At 60.3% G+C, this 17,211-nt stretch carries 16 protein-coding genes and 2 tRNA genes; 9 read left to right on the top strand and 9 right to left on the bottom strand.

All coding sequences use genetic code 11. From position 1 onward, the window contains the following. Positions 1 to 42 precede the first annotated feature (42 nt). The 3 genes from ACESMZ_RS10900 to ACESMZ_RS10890 all read left to right on the top strand — a co-directional run bounded on the left by ACESMZ_RS10900 (position 43) and on the right by ACESMZ_RS10890 (position 2,618). Positions 43 to 516: a hypothetical protein gene (locus tag ACESMZ_RS10900; protein WP_372956346.1), complete on the top strand. Its 474-nt coding sequence runs from the start codon at positions 43 to 45 to the stop codon at positions 514 to 516. A gap of 104 nt (positions 517 to 620) precedes the next feature. Beyond that, positions 621 to 1,634, top strand: a complete 1,014-nt coding sequence (locus ACESMZ_RS10895; RefSeq protein ID WP_372956345.1) for a response regulator — start codon at positions 621 to 623, stop codon at positions 1,632 to 1,634. A 135-nt stretch (positions 1,635 to 1,769) separates the two neighbouring features. After that, positions 1,770 to 2,618: a 6-pyruvoyl trahydropterin synthase family protein gene (locus ACESMZ_RS10890; RefSeq protein WP_372956344.1), complete on the top strand. Its 849-nt coding sequence runs from the start codon at positions 1,770 to 1,772 to the stop codon at positions 2,616 to 2,618. A gap of 600 nt (positions 2,619 to 3,218) precedes the next feature. On the opposite strand, the gene ACESMZ_RS10885 is transcribed toward ACESMZ_RS10890, so the two are convergent. The 3 genes from ACESMZ_RS10885 to gltX form a co-directional block, all read right to left on the bottom strand. After that, a tRNA-Glu gene (locus ACESMZ_RS10885) sits at positions 3,219 to 3,294 on the bottom strand. Between the two features lie 7 nt (positions 3,295 to 3,301). Beyond that, positions 3,302 to 3,377, bottom strand: a tRNA-Ala gene (locus ACESMZ_RS10880). 112 nt (positions 3,378 to 3,489) lie between these two features. After that, positions 3,490 to 4,974, bottom strand: coding sequence for a glutamate--tRNA ligase (gltX, locus tag ACESMZ_RS10875; protein ID WP_372972599.1), 1,485 nt, complete (start codon positions 4,972 to 4,974; stop codon positions 3,490 to 3,492). Between the two features lie 178 nt (positions 4,975 to 5,152). On the opposite strand from gltX, the gene ACESMZ_RS10870 reads away from it, so the two are divergent. Beyond that, a complete protein-coding gene (locus ACESMZ_RS10870) occupies positions 5,153 to 6,154 on the top strand; it encodes a zinc ABC transporter substrate-binding protein (RefSeq protein ID WP_372956342.1) in 1,002 nt (333 codons plus the stop codon). Here ACESMZ_RS10870 and ACESMZ_RS10865 read toward each other — a convergent pair. From ACESMZ_RS10865 to potA, 5 genes are all read right to left on the bottom strand, one after another. After that, positions 6,125 to 7,048 carry an AEC family transporter gene (locus ACESMZ_RS10865; RefSeq protein WP_372956341.1) on the bottom strand — a complete coding sequence of 308 codons (924 nt, stop codon included), beginning with the start codon at positions 7,046 to 7,048 and terminating at the stop codon, positions 6,125 to 6,127. The genes ACESMZ_RS10870 and ACESMZ_RS10865 overlap by 30 nt on opposite strands. 114 nt (positions 7,049 to 7,162) lie before the next feature. Continuing rightward, positions 7,163 to 8,209: an extracellular solute-binding protein gene (locus ACESMZ_RS10860; RefSeq protein WP_372956340.1), complete on the bottom strand. Its 1,047-nt coding sequence runs from the start codon at positions 8,207 to 8,209 to the stop codon at positions 7,163 to 7,165. Beyond that, the gene (potC, locus tag ACESMZ_RS10855) at positions 8,206 to 8,976 is read right to left on the bottom strand and encodes a spermidine/putrescine ABC transporter permease PotC (protein WP_372956339.1); all 771 of its coding nucleotides are present in this window, start codon (positions 8,974 to 8,976) and stop codon (positions 8,206 to 8,208) included. Before potC ends, ACESMZ_RS10860 begins: the two co-directional genes overlap by 4 nt. Further along, complete coding sequence (gene potB, locus ACESMZ_RS10850; RefSeq protein ID WP_372956338.1) at positions 8,973 to 9,833, bottom strand: spermidine/putrescine ABC transporter permease PotB; 861 nt, start codon at positions 9,831 to 9,833, stop codon at positions 8,973 to 8,975. Before potB ends, potC begins: the two co-directional genes overlap by 4 nt. Beyond that, positions 9,826 to 10,947 (bottom strand): spermidine/putrescine ABC transporter ATP-binding protein PotA, encoded by a 1,122-nt coding sequence (potA, locus tag ACESMZ_RS10845; RefSeq protein WP_372956337.1) that lies wholly within the window; start codon positions 10,945 to 10,947, stop codon positions 9,826 to 9,828. Before potA ends, potB begins: the two co-directional genes overlap by 8 nt. Positions 10,948 to 11,107: 160 nt before the next feature. Between potA and dusA the strand changes: the two genes are divergently transcribed. The 5 genes from dusA (at position 11,108) to ACESMZ_RS10820 (ending at position 15,738) form a co-directional block, all read left to right on the top strand. Further along, positions 11,108 to 12,127, top strand: coding sequence for a tRNA dihydrouridine(20/20a) synthase DusA (gene dusA, locus ACESMZ_RS10840; RefSeq protein ID WP_372956336.1), 1,020 nt, complete (start codon positions 11,108 to 11,110; stop codon positions 12,125 to 12,127). A 175-nt stretch (positions 12,128 to 12,302) separates the two neighbouring features. Then, positions 12,303 to 13,268, top strand: a complete 966-nt coding sequence (gene tal / locus ACESMZ_RS10835; protein ID WP_372956335.1) for a transaldolase — start codon at positions 12,303 to 12,305, stop codon at positions 13,266 to 13,268. A 20-nt stretch (positions 13,269 to 13,288) separates the two neighbouring features. Continuing rightward, positions 13,289 to 13,747, top strand: a complete 459-nt coding sequence (locus tag ACESMZ_RS10830) for a TerB family tellurite resistance protein (protein WP_372956334.1) — start codon at positions 13,289 to 13,291, stop codon at positions 13,745 to 13,747. A gap of 75 nt (positions 13,748 to 13,822) precedes the next feature. Beyond that, positions 13,823 to 14,950: a 3-deoxy-7-phosphoheptulonate synthase gene (locus ACESMZ_RS10825; protein ID WP_372956333.1), complete on the top strand. Its 1,128-nt coding sequence runs from the start codon at positions 13,823 to 13,825 to the stop codon at positions 14,948 to 14,950. After that, the gene (locus tag ACESMZ_RS10820; RefSeq protein WP_372956332.1) at positions 14,947 to 15,738 is read left to right on the top strand and encodes a glycerophosphodiester phosphodiesterase; all 792 of its coding nucleotides are present in this window, start codon (positions 14,947 to 14,949) and stop codon (positions 15,736 to 15,738) included. Before ACESMZ_RS10825 ends, ACESMZ_RS10820 begins: the two co-directional genes overlap by 4 nt. Before the next feature lie 46 nt (positions 15,739 to 15,784). Here ACESMZ_RS10820 and sthA read toward each other — a convergent pair whose 3' ends face one another. Then, on the bottom strand, positions 15,785 to 17,179 hold the full coding sequence (sthA, locus tag ACESMZ_RS10815; protein ID WP_372956331.1) for a Si-specific NAD(P)(+) transhydrogenase: 1,395 nt from the start codon (positions 17,177 to 17,179) through the stop codon (positions 15,785 to 15,787). Positions 17,180 to 17,211: the final 32 nt, after the last annotated feature.

Raw genomic sequence — 17,211 nt, 5'->3', positions numbered from 1 at the left:
TACCCCAACCGGACAAGCCAGGTATCGAGGTAAGCCATGATCATGACCGACACGACCACCGAGCCCGGCCGCTACCCCGCCAGCCCACGAGTGCCAGACGCCAGCGCCTATCATAATGAACGGCGACGCTACCTGGCCCGGGCGCGCCGCAACCCGGGCCTGCGTCAGCGCTATCTGCGAAACCTCACCGGTTACCTGTTGTTACGGGGTGCCTGGTCCTTCGGTTTCTTCCCCGTCATTCTGGCCTTCTGGGTGCCGCTGGTTATGGCCGAGTTCAACCCGGTGGTCATGGTTCAGTCCCTGCTGCCCCACCTGGAGGCCTTTGTATCGTCCAACCCCGAGCTGCAGGCCCGGGCGATGAGTACGTTGCTGGCAGGCTGGGTCTCCATCGGGCTGTTCTTCTTTCTGTTTGATGTTGTCATCAACCCTTTCCGCTCACCCTTCCAGAAAGAGGCCGACATTCACATGCGGGCCTGGTCCCAGAGTCAGGGACTGGTACCACCAGACGAAGTGTGAACGGGGTTTGAGTCGGCAACAATAACCACGCCTGTATGTAAACTTTTGTATCCATGCCGGGTTACACTTTCTTCAGGAGCCTGCAAACTGGGGAGAGTATCCGGATGGACATCAAAAACGCCTTGCTGGTGGATGATTCGAAAGTTGCCCGCTTTACCCTCAGCAAGCTGCTCAGGGGCAGCAATATGGAGGTCAGCACCGCCGGCTCCGCCGAAGAGGCACTTGACCTGCTGAGCAACAGCGATCGCCCGGACGTGATCTTTATCGACCACCTCATGCCCGGAATGAACGGCGTCGAGGCGGCCCGCGCCATTCGCAACAACCCTGTGACAGCCCACATCCCCATCGTGATGTGCACCTCCGGGAAATCCGCTGAGTTCGAGGAAACCGCCCATGCTGTGGGCGTCGACGTCATCCTGCCCAAGCCCCCGGCAAGGGACGGAGTCACCCGGGTACTGGAAAAACTCCGCGCCATGCCGGAGGTCGAACCCGTGACCGTCAGCGAAGAAAGCCGGGTTCCCCCGGCAAACGACCCGGATATTCCCCTGCTGACCGAAGACCAGGTCGCCATGGCCGCCCGGGCAGAGGTCAAATCCCAGATCAGCGAGCAGCTCCACGAACGCCTGACCCACCTTTTTGATGAACAGGCGGGCTACCTGCGCCAGGGCATGGACGAGCACAACAGCCTTAACACCACCCTGATCAACGAGAAGCTGGCTGCGCTGGAAGCTATCCTGGACGTTCATCAGAAGGCCGTAGCCAGGACGGTGACCCGGGAGGTGAACGAATTGCTTAAAAAGCTGCTCAGCCAGCACCAGCGAGACACGGTACAGGCCATGGAAAAACAGGCGACAGACAGAAACACCTTCCTGCTGGAGGAACTGGACCGCCAGCGGGACCAGGACCAGGAGTTCTGGAAGTCACTGCAGGCCGATACGCTGCATCAGGCCACGGAAGCTGCCCGCCAGCAGGCAGAACAGGTGGCCAGGCACCTGGATGAACTGGCAGCCAACCGACGCCGCAAGTCCAGCCGTAACGCCTATATCGGTGTCCTGGTGGCCAGCCTGGGCATTGTCGGTGTCAGCCTGGCCTGGATGAACGACCTGCTGCCCTTCTGACCGCATCTTCACGACCGGGGCTTCGGGTTTTGCTACCCTCCGAAGCACCGGCCAGACTCACCCACCGGCGGCGAACTTTGATAGAATGCGACCTGTTCTCAACCCACGATCGCAGCGTTCCTGCCGGATGTTTCCATGAATCACCTGTTTATCGACAACCTCACTGTCATCGACTTTGCCTATCTTGACCACCAACGTGGCCTGGTTGGGGAGAGCTGGATTGCCGACATCGTGTTGGGCGGCGAACTGGATGAACAGGGCATGGTGTTCGACTTCGGCAATGTGAAACGCACGATCAAGCGGGTCATTGACGAGCGGGTCGACCACCGGCTGGTGGTACCGGGAGGGGCAAGGTGCCTCGCACGAGGCGACAGCCCCGGGCATCTCACCTGGACCCTGGCAGACGGCAGCCAGATCCGCCACGAGGGGCCGGAACAGTCCGTCGTATTCCTGGACCACCCGGAGGTGGTGCCTTCCGCGGTCGCGCGTCTGCTGGAGAATGAGCTAAAGGCAGTGCTGCCGGCCAACGTAACGGCTGTGGAGGTCTCCCTGCGGGAGGAGCTGATTGAGGGTGCCTATTATCATTACGTGCACGGCCTGAAAAAGCACCTGGGCAACTGCCAGCGCATTGCCCACGGCCACCGTTCACCGATCCGCATTGATATCAACGGACGGCGGGACACAGAGCTGGAGAAGCATTGGGCGCGGCAATGGCAGGATATCTACATCGCTACCCGCGAGGATCTTAGCCAGAGCTGGACGGATACTGGTGGCACTGAGTATGTGAGCTTCCATTATGACGCCGAGCAGGGGGAGTTCCGGCTGACCTTGCCCCGCCAGCGGGTGTGGTTCCTGGAAACCGATACGACCGTTGAGTTGATTGCGGCTTACCTGGCTGACCAGATCAAGGCTTCACACCCCGGCGATGAGGTTCGTGTTCGGGCTTTTGAGGGGGTTGGTAAGGGCGCGATTGCTGTTCGCTAAGCTGGTGGTAGACGATCTTCCTGATTTGAATTAGTAGCCTGCTAGATTCGGGTGGTGGAGCTGAGGCGGGAAGACTTTTCTGGACACGCCCCGCAAGTACGTCCATGTAGGGCTCCGTCGCGCCATCCCTGGCGCTCCAGGGTCCTGAAAAGTCTTCCCACCCCAGCTCCCGGAATCCTTTTCGATACCTCTACAATAAAACGACCCAGTCACTTCTAGGGCTCTGCCTACTGGCAACGTGCGTAAGGCATGGACTGTTTAAACACAGTTCCAGAGGCAACGCTGCGCCCCGCCTTTATCATGAAGTTCAGTCGCTACCAAATAATGCCGGAGGTATCAGAGCAGCTCAAAGGGAGCGGGGTTGGGGACATCTTTCAGGACCCTGGAGCGCCAGGGATGGCGCGACGGAGCCCTCCAGGGATGGATTCACGGGGCGTGTCCTGAAAGATGTCACCGACCCCGGTCCCCGGCACCAGGCCAACCATTCCAACCGCAAAGTTGGAAAACCAAGCAAACCGAGCCCCAAAAAACAGACACAAAAAAACCGCCGGAAGGCGGTTTTTTGCTGATAACCCGGTGGACTAAACCGTGTTACCAAATTGGCGTCCCCTAGGGGGTTCGAACCCCTGTTGCCGCCGTGAAAGGGCGGAGTCCTAGGCCACTAGACGAAGGGGACTAGAAATTGGTGGAGCCAAGCGGGATCGAACCGCTGACCTCAACACTGCCAGTGTTGCGCTCTCCCAGCTGAGCTATGGCCCCTCAACGGCTGCGTATATTAAGGATCCACCCGGGGGGCGTCAACACTTAAAACGCATTTTTTTCAGTTTTCTGGACATCCCTGTCCAGACCGTTCAAAACACCACCAGATCGCTTATTCTGCGATCAACGTGGCGTACTCCTTCTCCACCCGCTTGGTTTCCTTCTTGGAAAAACCGCCCAGCACATTCAGCGCATGGCGCAAACGGGCGCGGGTCATGTCCGGACCCAGCAGGGCCATGGAGTCCATGACCGACCAGGAATTGGGTGTACCGGCAATCGCCACAAAGATGGCGAACATGAAGTCGCCCATCTTCAGATCCATGGCCTTGGCCAGGCCCTTGATGTCCGCGAAGATATTCTCCTTGCTCCAGTGACGCTGGGCTTCCAGCTTCCACAGGGCAAACTGCAGCACCCGCTTCACCTGGCCTTCGTCCAGTTTATTGTGGGCAAAGTCCTCGGCGGTCACCTCCAGCATGCCGGAGAACATGAAGGACGCCATCGGCGCCACGTCCGAGAACACCTCTGCCCTGCCCTTCACATGAGGCACCAGGGCCCGCAGGGCATCTTCGTTGAACCACCACTGGCTCAGGCGCTCCACGAACTGGTCGTCGGAGACATCTTCCCGCAGCCACAGGCCGTTCAGCCAGCGCAACTTCTCTACATCAAACACCGGACCACCGAGGGACACCCGGTTGATATCAAAGTGCTCGATCATCTCGTCCAGGGTGAACTTTTCCCGCTCGTCCGGCATGGACCAACCCATGCGTCCCAGGTAGTTGGTCACCGCCTCCGGCAAGAAACCCATGCGCTCGTAGAAATTGATGGACGTGGGGTTCTTGCGCTTGGACAGTTTGCTCTTGTCGGGGTTACGCAGCAGCGGCAGATGACACAGCACCGGCATGTCCCAGCCGAAGTACTGATACAGCAGCTTGTGCTTGGGTGCCGAGTTGATCCACTCCTCACCCCGCAGCACATGGGTGATCCCCATCAGATGGTCATCCACAACGTTGGCAAGGTGGTAGGTGGGCATGCCGTCAGACTTGAGCAGGATCTGGCAATCCACCTGGGACCAGTCAATCTCGATCACCCCACGCAACATGTCGTCAATCTTGCAGACGCCCTCATCCGGGACCTTCATACGAATGACATAAGGCTCACCCGCGTCCAGGCGACTCTGAACTTCGTCTTCCGGCAGTTCCAGGTCACCCTTGATACCCGGGTTCTCGCCTCGGGCCTTGCGCTCCTCGCGGATGGCGTCCAGCTCCTCCGGCGTGCGGAAGCAGTAAAAGGCGTGACCTTTCTCCACCAACTCCATAGCGTACTGGCGATAAGAGTCCTTGCGCTCGGACTGGCGATAGGGGCCATGGGGGCCACCTACATCGGGACCTTCGTCCCATTCCAGGCCAAGCCAGCGCAGTGCCCGGAGAATGTCCTGCTCCGACTCGGCGGTGCTGCGGGCCTGGTCGGTGTCCTCTATGCGGAGGATAAACTGACCACCGTGCTGGCGCGCAAAACAGAGGTTGAACAGGGCGACAAACGCGGTGCCCACATGGGGGTCACCGGTGGGCGACGGAGCAATTCGGGTACGTACAGTCATCAAAGGATCCAGCCTGACGCAGTGAATGGATGAAAGGTCGCCATTATACCGAGCCTCGCCGGAAATCCCATGAATGCAGGGCGGTGTTATACCCTCAGCCGCGACAGGCACTTCCCACGCGGCCATAAATGTAATATTATAACATTCTCTTTCAGGCGATTATGGCAAGCGCATCCTCATGAATCAGATCTCCCGTGTTCTCCCGGTACTCAGCCTTACCACTGCCCTGCTCCTCGGGGCAGCTACCAGTCATGCCTCCGACGAAAAGCCCAAAATAGTGACATCCCTGACTCCGATCGAGCTCCTGGCAAAGGCTGTGGCAGGGGATCAGGTGACCGTGACCACGCTTGTGCCTGCTGGTGCCAGCCCTCATACCTATCAGCTGCGCCCTTCCGAGCGTCGGCAGCTGGCCGCCGCTGACCAGATTTTCTGGGTGGGGCCAGGCATGGAAAGCTTCCTCGAACGATTGCTGACGGGGCCGGATTTCCGTGACCGCAGCGTGACCCTGATGCCCGGGGCCGACACCGAGTCCCACCGCGCTGAAGCCTCCCACGGGCATGACAGTCACGACGGGCATGACAGTCACGACGGGGACGACAGCCACCATGAGTCCGTCAGTGCCGACACCCATGATCACGGCCACGACCACGGTGATGGTGAAGACCCTCACATCTGGCTGGATCCGGCCCTGGCGCTGGCCATGGCGGAGAAAATTGCCCATAGCATTGAAGGCCTTGACGGCGTCGACGCCAGCCGAATCGATGAGAACCTGGCGGACTTCGAAGCAGCCCTGAAGGAACGTGAGGCCGCTATCCGTCAGCAACTTCAGCCGGCGAAGGATCTGGACCTGTTTACCTATCACGACGCCTTCCGCCGCTTTGCCGAGCACTACGGTCTGGCCATCGCCGGTGTGCTTACCCTCAGCCCCGAACGCACTCCGGGTGCACGGCACCTGGCAGAGGTACAGCAACGGTTGCAGCGGGCGGACCAGCCCTGCCTGTTGACGGAGCCACAATTCAACGAGCAGTGGTGGGAATCCCTGATGACAGATGTGGATATCCCCATCAGCACCTGGGACCCCCTGGCCGGTGGCATCGAATCATCGCCAACGGGTTACCTGGAGTTTCAGCAGAGCCTTGCCGATGCGGTACTACGCTGCCTGCCAGAGAGCGCCCAGTAACAGCGGCAGGGTCACCATACCCAGCAGCGTCTGACCGCTGATAATGGCAGCCATCAGGGGGGCATCACCCCCCAGCTGCCGGGCGAGGATGTATGAGGAGGTCGCGGTAGGCAGCGCCGCCAGCAGGATAGCCACCTGCACCAGGGTGCCACTCATCCCCAGTACCATGGCCAGGCCCAGGGTGAGCACCGGAAAGATCACCAGCTTGGCGAAGGATGACACCAGGAAAGGTGCCGAGGCATTGCGCAGGGCTTTCAGTTGCAAGCCGGCGCCCACGCACATCAGCCCCATGGGCAGTGCCAGGTCACTCAGCGGGGCCAGAATACCGGCCACCACCGGGTGAAAGCCGATACGGAAGAAACTCCAGATCACACCGATCACCGACCCTATGATCAAGGGGTTGGTGGCGATGGCCCTGATCACCGGTGCCAGGCGCAATTTACCCTGCCGACAGGTCACCGAGAACATCAGGATGCACAGCAGGTTCAGCAGGGGCACCTTCACCGCCACAGCGACGGCAATCAGCGATATCCCCTCATCTCCCAACAGCATACCGGCGGCCGCAAGGCCCACATAGGAGTTGAAGCGAATGCCGCCCTGGAACACGGAAGAATAGACCGGCCCGGGCCAGCGCCAGACCAGCTGGATCAGCACGAGTACCAGTGTCATGGCCACCAGCATGGCCACGATCAGCAGCAGGATGTCCCCGTAAGCGGACGCAGGAAGGCGCGCCTGTCCCAGCTTGTAGATCAGCATGGCCGGAAACAGGGCGTAATAGGTGAAACGCTCGGCCTGGATCCAGAACCCCTCGCCGGGAAATTGCCAGCGCCGGAACAGATGCCCGATGACGATCAGCATGAATACCGGTATCAGAGCCTGAACCACGACTGACATAGCTTTCCCTCAAGGCTGAAAAGCTGAGGATACTACCATTACCGCGCCCGGGGGTCTGCCCGGGACAGCGGCCGGGGCTGGCCCTGCGCCCCGCCCCGACGGCTTTTCCGAGCCTTAACGGCCGGTTTTCAGCTGTTCCCAGTACCGGTTGTAGACCTGCATGGCCTCGTCGCCCACATCTTCCTGGAACTCGGCGTTTTCCATATCCTCCTCCGTAGGATAGCTGGCGCGATTGCTGGCCACCTCGTCGGGCAGCAGGTCGCGGGCTGCCAGGTTGGGGGTGGCGTAGCCAATATCCTCGCTGATCAGCGCGGCAATCTCCGGCTGCAGCACGAAGCTGATAAACTTGTGGGCGGCTTCAGGGTTGGCCGCGTTTCTGGGGATCACAAAGCTGTCGAGCCACACAATGACCCCTTCCTCCGGGTAGATATACTCCAGTGAGGACATGTCCTCCTTGCCCATCACCGCCTCGCCGTTCCAGATCATGCCGATGTCGGTCTCTCCCTCCAGGTACGGCATGCGGGGAGCGTCGGAATTGAAAGTGCGTACCGACGGCATCAGTTCGCTGAGCTTTTCGTAAGCGGCTTCGATTTCATCCGGGTTGGTGCTGTTGCCGGAGTATCCCAGCACCCGCAGGCCGATGTGGAACACTTCCCGCATGTCATTGGTCAGCATCACCTGGCCTTCGTACTGCTCGTCCCACAGGTCGGCCCACCCGGCAACCTCGTTCTGGTCAACCGCGTCGCTGTCGATGGCCAGGCCGGTGGTGCCCCACAGGTAGGGAACTGAATAGGCGTTGCCCTCATCGAAGCTCTGGTCCACCAGCTCCGGATCCAGGTTGTCAAAGCCTTCGATCTGGCTGTGGTCGATCTCCATCAGCAGATCTTCCTTGCGCATCTTGTTCACATAGTAGGTGGACGGCACCGCAAGGTCGTATTGGCTGCTGTCGTCCAGCAGCTTGAGACGGGCGTACATGGCTTCGTTACTGTCGTAGGTGGTGTAAACCACCTCGATTCCGGTCTCTTCCTCGAACCGGTCCAGCACTTCCTGGGGCATATACTCCGACCAGTTGTACAGGTTGAGTACTTGTGCCTCTTCTTCCTGACCGCTACAGCCCGCCAGGGTGACCGCTGCCAGACCGGCAATGGCAAGTTTCTTCATCGTTTACTCCTCATCAGAATCCATTGGGACAACACAAGCATCACCAGTGAAAACACCAGCAACAGGGTGCCCAGTGCATTCACCTCGGGTTTCAGGCCGACACGCACCATAGAGTAGATGCGTAACGGCAGAATTTCATAACCGGGACCACTGACAAAGGTGCTCACCACGACGTCGTCCAGGCTCAGAGTGAACCCCAGCAGCCAGCCTGCCAGCAACGCCGGCATGATCACCGGCAGCAGTACGGTGCGGGTCATGGTGAAATCGGACGCACCCAGATCCCGGGCGGCCTCCGGCAGACTTTCATCAAAGCCGCTCAGACGGGCCATAACAGTGATCACCACGAACGGCAGACAGAAGGTCACGTGGGCCAGCAACAGGGAGAAATAGCCCAGCTGCATGCCAACCAACAGAAACAGGGAGAGTAGCGAGATGGCCAGCACAATCTCCGGCGACATCATGACCACGAACAGCATGCCCCTGAGGGCCTTCTTGCCCCGGAACCGGTAGCGGTGCAAAGCCAGGGCCGTCAGTGCGCCGATGAGTGTGGAGAGCGTGGCAGCTGAGACGGCCAGCCACAGGGAGTTCCACAACGCCTGCATCATGGCGTCGTTACTGAACAGGGCCTCGTACCAGCGCCAGGTGAATCCACCCCAGCGGTAACCGGTGCGACCGTCATTAAAGGAAAAGACCACCAGCACGGTGATGGGGATGTACAGCGCCAGGTACACCAGCGCCAGGTAGGCCCGTGGCAGCCAGCGGCTCATGTCTCACCGCCCTCACCCAGCCGTCGCTGGCTGAGGCGGTGGGTAAACAACAGCAGGGCCATGGCCAGGGTCAGCATGATGGCGGCGGCGGCACCAAGCGGCCAGTTGCGGGCATCCAGGAACTGGTTCTTGATGACATTACCCACCAGCAGGTTGCGGGAACCGCCCAGAATGTCCGGTACGAAAAACAGGCCCATGGCCGGCAGCAATACCAGCATGACCCCGGCCAGGACACCCGGCAGGGTCAGCGGCACCACCACGTGGATAAAGGTCCGGAAACGTCCGGCCCCCAGATCGTGGGAGGCCATCAGTAGTTCCTCGCGCAGGTCGTCAAATACCGAGTACAGGGGCAGGATCATGAAGGGCAGAAGCAGATAGACCAACCCGACAATGACCGCCCCTTCGGTGTACAACATACGCAACGGCTCATCGATCAGGCCCAGTGACATCAACCCGTTATTGATCAGGCCATTGGTGGCCATCAGCAGTTTCAGGGCGTAGGTGCGAACCAGGGAGTTGGTCCAGAAGGGAACAATCAGCAGAAAAATCAGCAATAGCTGACGCTCCCTCGCCACCCGGGACAGCGCCCAGGCGAAGGGGTAACCGATCAGCAGGCACACCAGGGTGGTCACCGAGGCCATGTACAGGGAGTGCAGGAACACCTCCAGGTACAGTGGGTCCAGCAGACTACGGTAGTTCTCCAGGGTGACCGGCAATGACAGGAAGGTGCCCGGATCCCTGGTCAGGAAACTGGCCGCGATCACCAGCAGGTTGGGTGCCAGCACCAGCCCAAGCAGCCAGGTCCATACCAGTATCAGTACACCGGTCCGGAAGGGTTGCCGCAACCCCCTAAGCATCCGCTGCCTGACCCTCGGGGGTAGTGGTGGCTTCCAGGGGCAGGAGCCACTCCCAGCCTTCTACCCAGCTGACCCGAACCGGCTCGCCCAGGCGATAATCGAAGGCGGGGTCGTCCTCATCGAAAAACTCGCTGGCCAGCACCTCTGTGCCATCGTCCAGGTGAATCACTGAATCCAGGGTACTGCCTTTGTAGTTTCGCTCGACTACCTTGCCGGCAAACCCGTGGTCAGCGTCAGGCTCCAGCACCCGGATATCCTCCGGGCGCAACAGTACATGGACCAACTGGCCCTCCGCGACCGGGAAGAATGGCCGTCGCATGCTCCGCCGGTAACCGGAGACATTCACAGTGATGCGCTGGTCGCCTACCTGTTCCAGAACACCTGGAAAGAGGTTGGTCTCACCCACAAAGCGGGCGGTAAACAGGTTGGCGGGTCGCTCGTAGATCTCACGGGGTGTGCCCGTCTGCTGCACCTTGCCCGCCTGCAGCACCACCACCCGGTCCGACATGGACAGGGCTTCTTCCTGGTCGTGGGTAACAAATACAAAGGTGATACCCAGCTCCCGCTGCAGACGCTTTAGCTCGATCTGCATGGTGCGTCGAAGCTTGTAGTCCAGGGCGGACAGGGGCTCGTCCAGCAGCAACAGCTTCGGGCGCTTCACCACCGCACGGGCAATGGCCACCCGCTGTTGCTGGCCGCCGGAAAGCTGATGGGGCTTGCGCCGGGCAAAGTCATCCAGCTGCACCATGGCAAGGGCTTCGTCTACCCGTTGCCGAACCTCGTTCCCTGGGCGCTTTTCCATCTTCAGGCCATAGGCGACGTTGTCAAACACCGTCATATGGGGAAATAGCGCATAGTGCTGGAACACCGTATTCAGTGGCCGCTGCTCCGGCGGCAGTGCGCTGATATCCGCGCCATTCAGTTCGATAGTGCCGCTGTCCGGCATCTCGAATCCCGCCAGCAACCTCAACAAGGTGGTCTTGCCACACCCGGAAGGGCCCAGCAGCGTAATGAACTCGCCGTCCGCGATGTCCAGGTCGAGGGAATCCAGCACTGTTTTGCCGGAGAAGTGTTTACCCAGATTGCGGAGTGAAAGCAGCGTCTTCTGTGTCATCAACGGCGCCCCTGAAATGAGCCGGCTATTTTTTCAGAAAATGCCCCCGTGGGCAAAGGCCATACCAGGGTTTTCGCGGCTTTCTGCTACATCGCCGGCGGCCCTTTCAGGTACAATGCCGACCAGATTCATTGCTGTGCCAGGCCACCGATACATGTCTATGCCCGAAACATCCCCCCGTCAGCCCGCTCCGCTGTCCCGTCGCTTCTGTGTGGCACCGATGATGGACTGGACCACCCGCCATTATCGCTACCTGGCCCGCATACTCAGCCGGCGGGCACTGCTCTATACCGAGATGGTCACCACCGGCGCGCTGATACACGGCGATACTGCCCGTTTTCTGCAGCATGATCCCGCGGAGTATCCCCTGGCCCTGCAGCTGGGAGGCAGCAACGCGGATGAACTGGCGCGGTGTGCCGCTCTGGCAGAGGAATATGGTTTCAGCGAGGTGAACCTGAACGTGGGCTGCCCCAGCGACCGGGTACAGAACAACATGATCGGCGCCTGCCTGATGGGCCACCCCGACAAAGTCGCTGAAGGCGTGCGGGGGATGATCGCCGCGACCTCCCTGCCGGTCACGGTGAAGCACCGGATCGGCATCAATGGCCGGGAGTCCTGGGAGGACCTCTGTCACTTTATTGAAACCGTGGCAGCAGCGGGTTGCCGGACCTTTATCGTTCATGCCCGCATTGCCGTGCTGGAGGGCCTGAGCCCCAAGGAAAACCGGGATATCCCGCCGCTCAAGTACCCCTGGGTGTATGACCTCAAGGCCCGCTATCCGGAGCTGGAAATCATCATCAATGGCGGTATCAGGACCTTCGAAGAATGTCACCAGCACCTTGCACACACTGACGGGGTCATGCTGGGCCGGGAGGCCTACCACAACCCCTGGCTGCTAGCCGGCGTTGACCCGCAGCTGTTCGGCGAAGCCTCGCCGGTGGCCAGCCGTCATGAAGCCCTGGAGGCGATGCTGCCGTTCATCAAGGAGGAACTGGAGCGCGGCGTCTATCTGACGCACATCACCCGTCACATCATGGGCCTGTTCCACGGCCAGCCCGGCGGCCGTCAGTTCCGCCGCCACATCAGTGAGAACGCCCATCGTCCCGGCAGTGGTATCGAGGTGGTACTGGATGCGCTGGCGAAGGTTCGGGAGCCCCTCCCCCAACCGGACCCTGCATAACCCTGTCTGCATGACCCACCGGTAAGCCCTTGCTGTCTTGTTCCCGTCCCGCCAGCCGGTTATCGTAACGGTATAATTGACAGCCTTCAGGCAAGCAGGCCGCCTGAAGGCCTCTCACGCTCTGCGGCAACCGGAAGCATGCCTGACGACAACAGGGACACGAGGAACATTACCCATGACCAGCAAGCTTGAACAACTCAAAGCCATGACAACCGTGGTGGCCGACACCGGCGACCTGGAAGCCATCGCCCAGTGGCGGCCGCAGGACGCCACCACCAACCCGTCTCTGCTGCTCAAGGCCGCCGGTTCAGACGCCTACCGACCGATGCTGGATGAGGCGATCGCCTTCGCGTCCCGCCAGGGCGGTTCCGACCAGGAGCAGCTGGGCTGGGCGACCGATACCCTGGCGGTTCTGGCGGGCAAACAGATTCTGGACCTGATTCCCGGTGTGGTGTCCACCGAAGTGGACGCCCGCCTGTCTTTCGACACCCCCGCCACCATTGATAAGGCCCGGCGGCTAATTGGGCTGTACGACAGTCAGGGCGTAGACACCAGTCGGGTGCTGATCAAGATTGCATCCACCTGGGAGGGTATCCGCGCGGCGGAACAGCTGGAAAAAGAAGGCATCCACTGCAACCTGACCCTGCTGTTTTCCTTTATCCAGGCGGCGGCCTGTGCCGATGCCGGAGCCTATCTGATCTCGCCGTTCGTGGGGCGCATCCTCGACTGGCACCTGGCTCACAGTGACCGGGACGCCTTCGCCCCGGAAGAGGATCCGGGCGTGCTGTCTGTCAGTCGCATCTACAATTACTACAAGGCCAATGGCTACGACACGGTGGTCATGGGCGCCAGCTTCCGCAACACCGGTGAAATTGAGCAGCTGGCCGGGTGCGACCGGCTGACCATCAGCCCTGCCCTGCTGCAGGCGCTCAAGGAGGATACCGGGGACCTGCCCCGCCGGTTGTCTCCGGACCATGCTCACAGCGCTGACCGGCCGTTGTCCATCGGCGAGCGGCTGTTCCGCTGGGAATCCAATGAAGATGCCATGGCCACCGAAAAGCTCGCCGAAGGCATCCGTCGTTTTGCCGCCGACCAGGTGGAGCTGGAACAGAGAGTCAGCCAGCTTGCCCGGGCGGCCTGACAGAGGAGGGCCGCAGGCCGATGATCCACCAACTGCGTCAACTGCTGTTCCCGGAAGCCGGTGGCAAGGGCGCATCCGCCAACCCCGATGACCATCAACTGGCGGTGGCGGCCACGGCACTGATGGTCCAGCTGGCCCGCGTCGACAATCACGAGGACCAGCGGGAGCTGGAGACCATCGTTGACTGTGCGGTCAAGGTTCACCAGGTAACACCGGAGGAAGCCCGGGATATCCTCGACGACGCCCTCAACCACGCAGATGACTCCACCTCTCTTTATGAGTTTACCGGCCAGCTCAACGACCAGCTGAGCCAGGACGCCAAGGAACGGGTTCTCGAGAGTATCTGGCGAGTGGCGCTGGCCGACGGCCGTATCGACAAGTACGAAGAACACCTGATTCGCCGCATGGCGGAACTGCTGCATCTCAATCACCGGGAATACATGCAGGCCCGTCACCGGGCCAGCGACGAGCCGGCCTGACCGGACGCCACGTTCGTGCAATCCCGGGCAACGCTTGCGGTGTCCGGGTTTTACCTTTTTGCCAGGAGAACCACCATGCTCGCCATACTCCATCCGGACACGCCGCTGGACAGCGACAGCTATCGCCAGACCATGAGCTTTCTGGAGCAACTGCCCGGTGTGACGGTCAAGGTCCATGAAGTGAAAGGGGCCAACCAGCGCCTTACCGAACTCTATCTGCTTGGCGATACCAAAAGCCTGGACAAGGACGAGATCGAGGCCCTGCCAGCGGTAGAGAGGGTTATCCGCATTTCCGACGACTACCGGATTCTGGGACGACACCGTGATGACCAACGCCAGTCCGGATTTACCTACAATGGTGTGGAATTCAGCCAGGAAAACCTGAACGTGTTTGCCGGCCTCTGCGCGGTGGATACCCCTGAACACGTGGAAATCATGATGCGGGCCCTGAGCGAGCAGGGACAGCACTGTACCCGCATGGGCGCGTACAAGCCCCGTACCAATCCCTACTCGTTCCAGGGCCATGGCAAGAGTTGCCTGCCCTGGGTGTTCGAGACTGCCGGCAAGCATGACATCCGGGTGGTGGCCATGGAAATCACCCATGAGAGCCATATCGAGGAAATCGACACGTGCCTGGAAAAACTGGGGCGCCCCACCGGGGTCATGCTGCAGGTGGGCACCCGCAATACCCAGAATTTTGAGCTGCTCAAGGCCATCGGCCGCCAGAAGACCTACCCGGTCCTGTTAAAGCGCGGATTCGGCATCACGCTCAATGAGTCCCTGAACGCGGCGGAATACCTGGCCAGCGAAGGTAACGCCAACGTGGTGTTTTGCCTGCGGGGCATGAAAACCGATGCCGGCCTGCCCCATCGCAACATGGTGGACTTTGCCCATGTGCCCACAGTGAAGCGCCTGACCCGCATGCCGGTATGCATCGACCCGTCCCACTCAGTGGGCAGCCGTGACAAAGCACCCGACGGCATCCCGGATGTCATGCATGCCACCGCCCAGGGCGTGGTTGCAGGTGCCAACATGGTTCTGGTGGACTTCCACCCCCGCCCGGAGAAAGCCCTGGTGGACGGGCCCCAGGCCCTGCTGATGGATGAGCTTCCCGCCTACCTTGAAGATGTCAACCAGTGCCACCAACTCTGGAAAAAACGCCAGCAGCTGTACCGCAACACAGGAGATAGCAAGGCAACATGATCGTCTATGGTCATCGCGGTGCCCGGGGCGAGGCTCCGGAGAACACACTGGCCGGATTCACCACCGCCTATCGCCACGGAATCCGGCACTTCGAACTGGATGTTCAGCTCTCATCCGACGGAGTACCTGTGGTCATTCACGACCTGACCCTGGACCGCACCACCGGTAAACCCGGCAAGGTCGCCAACCACACTTCGGCAGAACTCGCCGGGCTGGACGCACGCCAGAACGCCGCGCCCTGGCCGGACCCTGTGGGCATTCCGACCCTGGAGCAGGTACTGAACGCCTGCCCTGAAGTGGCCCATTACCAGCTAGAAGTAAAGCCGGACGGACGCCAGCGGCTGAATATTCTTTGTAACCGCCTTACAGAACTGATTCAGCGTCGCCAGCTGTTCGAGACCGTGGCGGTGACCTCCTCGGATGGCTGGTTCCTGCAGGAAATCAAACGCCGGAATCGCCGTATACACACCGGCTACGTTGCCGGCCGACGCTTTCCGAGACCCGTCATAACGGCCCGGCGACTGAAGTGCAGCTACCTGATTCCGAGCTGGCGCATCTGTTCCGCCGAGATGGTACAACAGGCCCACCGGCAGGACATGCAGGTGTCGGTTTGGACCGTCAACCGCATCCACGACATGCTGACAATGGAAGACTATGGGGTGGACAGCATCATTACTGATTTCCCTACCAGCACACGGATCTATTTCGATAACCGGGCAGTAAGGTTACCGCGACCGGCTGATATGGCTGAAGAGGGGCAGCAAGGCCAGGGGGCAACTACGGCCTGATCCGGCAGGACCGTACAAGGCCCACGCCGGATCAGGTCTGGCCGGATTATTCGAAAATCCGGTTCAGGCCGTTGAGGGCAGCTACCCGGTAGGCTTCCGCCATGGTGGGGTAGTTGAAGGTGGTGTTGATGAAGTAGTTCAGGGAGTTGGCCTCCCCTTCCTGGTTCATGATGGCCTGACCGATGTGAACGATCTCGGCAGCCTGGTCACCAAAGCAGTGGATACCGAGGATTTCCCGGGTTTCCCGGTGGAACAGAATTTTCAGCATGCCCACCTTCTCGCCGGTAATCTGTGCCCGGGCGAGGTCCTTGAAGAACGCCTGCCCCACATCATAGGGCACTTTCTTCTCGGTCAGCTCCCGTTCGGTGGGCCCCACTGAGCTGATCTCCGGAATCGTATAGATGCCTGTAGGCACATCGGACACGAACCGAAAGTATTCATCCTGTACCACATCCGAAGACGCAGACCGGCCCTGGTCGTAGGCGGCGCTGGCGAGGCTGGGCCAGCCAATGACGTCGCCGGCGGCGTAGATATTGGGAACCTCAGTGCGGTAATGCTCATCCACCTGCAGCTGGCCCCGGCTGTTTGGCTCCAGCTCCAGGTTTTCCAGTCCCAGATTATCAGTATTTCCGGCCCGGCCGTTGCACCAAAGGAAGGCATCTGCGCGGATCTTCTTGCCGGATTTCAGCGACAGCACCACTCCATGATCGTCACCGTCCACCGACTCGTACTCTTCATTATGACGAACCAGCACCCCATTGTTGCGCAGATGGTAACTGAGGGCGTCGGAAATCTCATCGTCCAGGAAAGACAGCAAGCGGTTACCCGGGTTGATCAGGTCCACCTTTACCCCGAGTCCGGCGAAAATCGAGGCGTACTCGGAGCCGATCACGCCAGCACCATAGATGATCAGGGTGCGGGGAGTGTGGGACAGGTTGAGAATCGTGTCGCTGTTATAGATACGGCGGTGGCGGAAATTCACATCAGGCGGCATATAGGGCCGCGAGCCTGTCGCAATAATCGCCTGCTTGAAGTTGAGCACTTCGGCGGACTTGGCCCCGCGAACCTCCAGCCGGTTCCTGTCGAGGAAGAATGCCCGTCCATTGATCAGGTCTACCCGATTACGGGAATAGAACTGCGTGCGGAGCTTGACCTGCTTGTCGATTACTTTCTGGGCATTCTGCAAAACCCGGGGAAACGAAAACCACCGTGGCTCGCCGATATCCCGGAACATCTGGTTGGTATTGAAGGTAATGATCTGCTTGACGGAGTGCCTGAGGGCCTTGGACGGAATCGTGCCCCAGTGGGTGCAGTTGCCTCCCACTGTGGGCTTGTCTTCAATGATTGCAACGCGCTTGCCATGTTTGGTGGCATTCATGGCCGCGCCTTCTCCGGCGGGGCCCGCGCCAATCACCACGACGTCATAATGATGTTCTGCCATCAGGACGGTCACTCCTTATCGCGTGGTTGTTG

Origin of the sequence: Marinobacter sp., assembly GCF_041690615.1 — a bacterium.
In the GTDB taxonomy this organism is placed as follows: Bacteria; Pseudomonadota; Gammaproteobacteria; order Pseudomonadales; family Oleiphilaceae; genus Marinobacter.
This window is presented reverse-complemented; position numbering and strand designations above follow the sequence as displayed.

Coding starts and splice junctions, on each gene's coding strand:
- ACESMZ_RS10900 (WP_372956346.1), top strand. CDS start 43: ATGACCGACACGACCACCGAGCCCGGCCGCTACCCCGCCAGCCCACGA.
- ACESMZ_RS10895 (WP_372956345.1), top strand. CDS start 621: ATGGACATCAAAAACGCCTTGCTGGTGGATGATTCGAAAGTTGCCCGC.
- ACESMZ_RS10890 (WP_372956344.1), top strand. CDS start 1,770: ATGAATCACCTGTTTATCGACAACCTCACTGTCATCGACTTTGCCTAT.
- gltX (WP_372972599.1), bottom strand. CDS start 4,974: ATGACTGTACGTACCCGAATTGCTCCGTCGCCCACCGGTGACCCCCAT.
- ACESMZ_RS10870 (WP_372956342.1), top strand. CDS start 5,153: ATGAATCAGATCTCCCGTGTTCTCCCGGTACTCAGCCTTACCACTGCC.
- ACESMZ_RS10865 (WP_372956341.1), bottom strand. CDS start 7,048: ATGTCAGTCGTGGTTCAGGCTCTGATACCGGTATTCATGCTGATCGTC.
- ACESMZ_RS10860 (WP_372956340.1), bottom strand. CDS start 8,209: ATGAAGAAACTTGCCATTGCCGGTCTGGCAGCGGTCACCCTGGCGGGC.
- potC (WP_372956339.1), bottom strand. CDS start 8,976: ATGAGCCGCTGGCTGCCACGGGCCTACCTGGCGCTGGTGTACCTGGCG.
- potB (WP_372956338.1), bottom strand. CDS start 9,833: ATGCTTAGGGGGTTGCGGCAACCCTTCCGGACCGGTGTACTGATACTG.
- potA (WP_372956337.1), bottom strand. CDS start 10,947: ATGACACAGAAGACGCTGCTTTCACTCCGCAATCTGGGTAAACACTTC.
- dusA (WP_372956336.1), top strand. CDS start 11,108: ATGCCCGAAACATCCCCCCGTCAGCCCGCTCCGCTGTCCCGTCGCTTC.
- tal (WP_372956335.1), top strand. CDS start 12,303: ATGACCAGCAAGCTTGAACAACTCAAAGCCATGACAACCGTGGTGGCC.
- ACESMZ_RS10830 (WP_372956334.1), top strand. CDS start 13,289: ATGATCCACCAACTGCGTCAACTGCTGTTCCCGGAAGCCGGTGGCAAG.
- ACESMZ_RS10825 (WP_372956333.1), top strand. CDS start 13,823: ATGCTCGCCATACTCCATCCGGACACGCCGCTGGACAGCGACAGCTAT.
- ACESMZ_RS10820 (WP_372956332.1), top strand. CDS start 14,947: ATGATCGTCTATGGTCATCGCGGTGCCCGGGGCGAGGCTCCGGAGAAC.
- sthA (WP_372956331.1), bottom strand. CDS start 17,179: ATGGCAGAACATCATTATGACGTCGTGGTGATTGGCGCGGGCCCCGCC.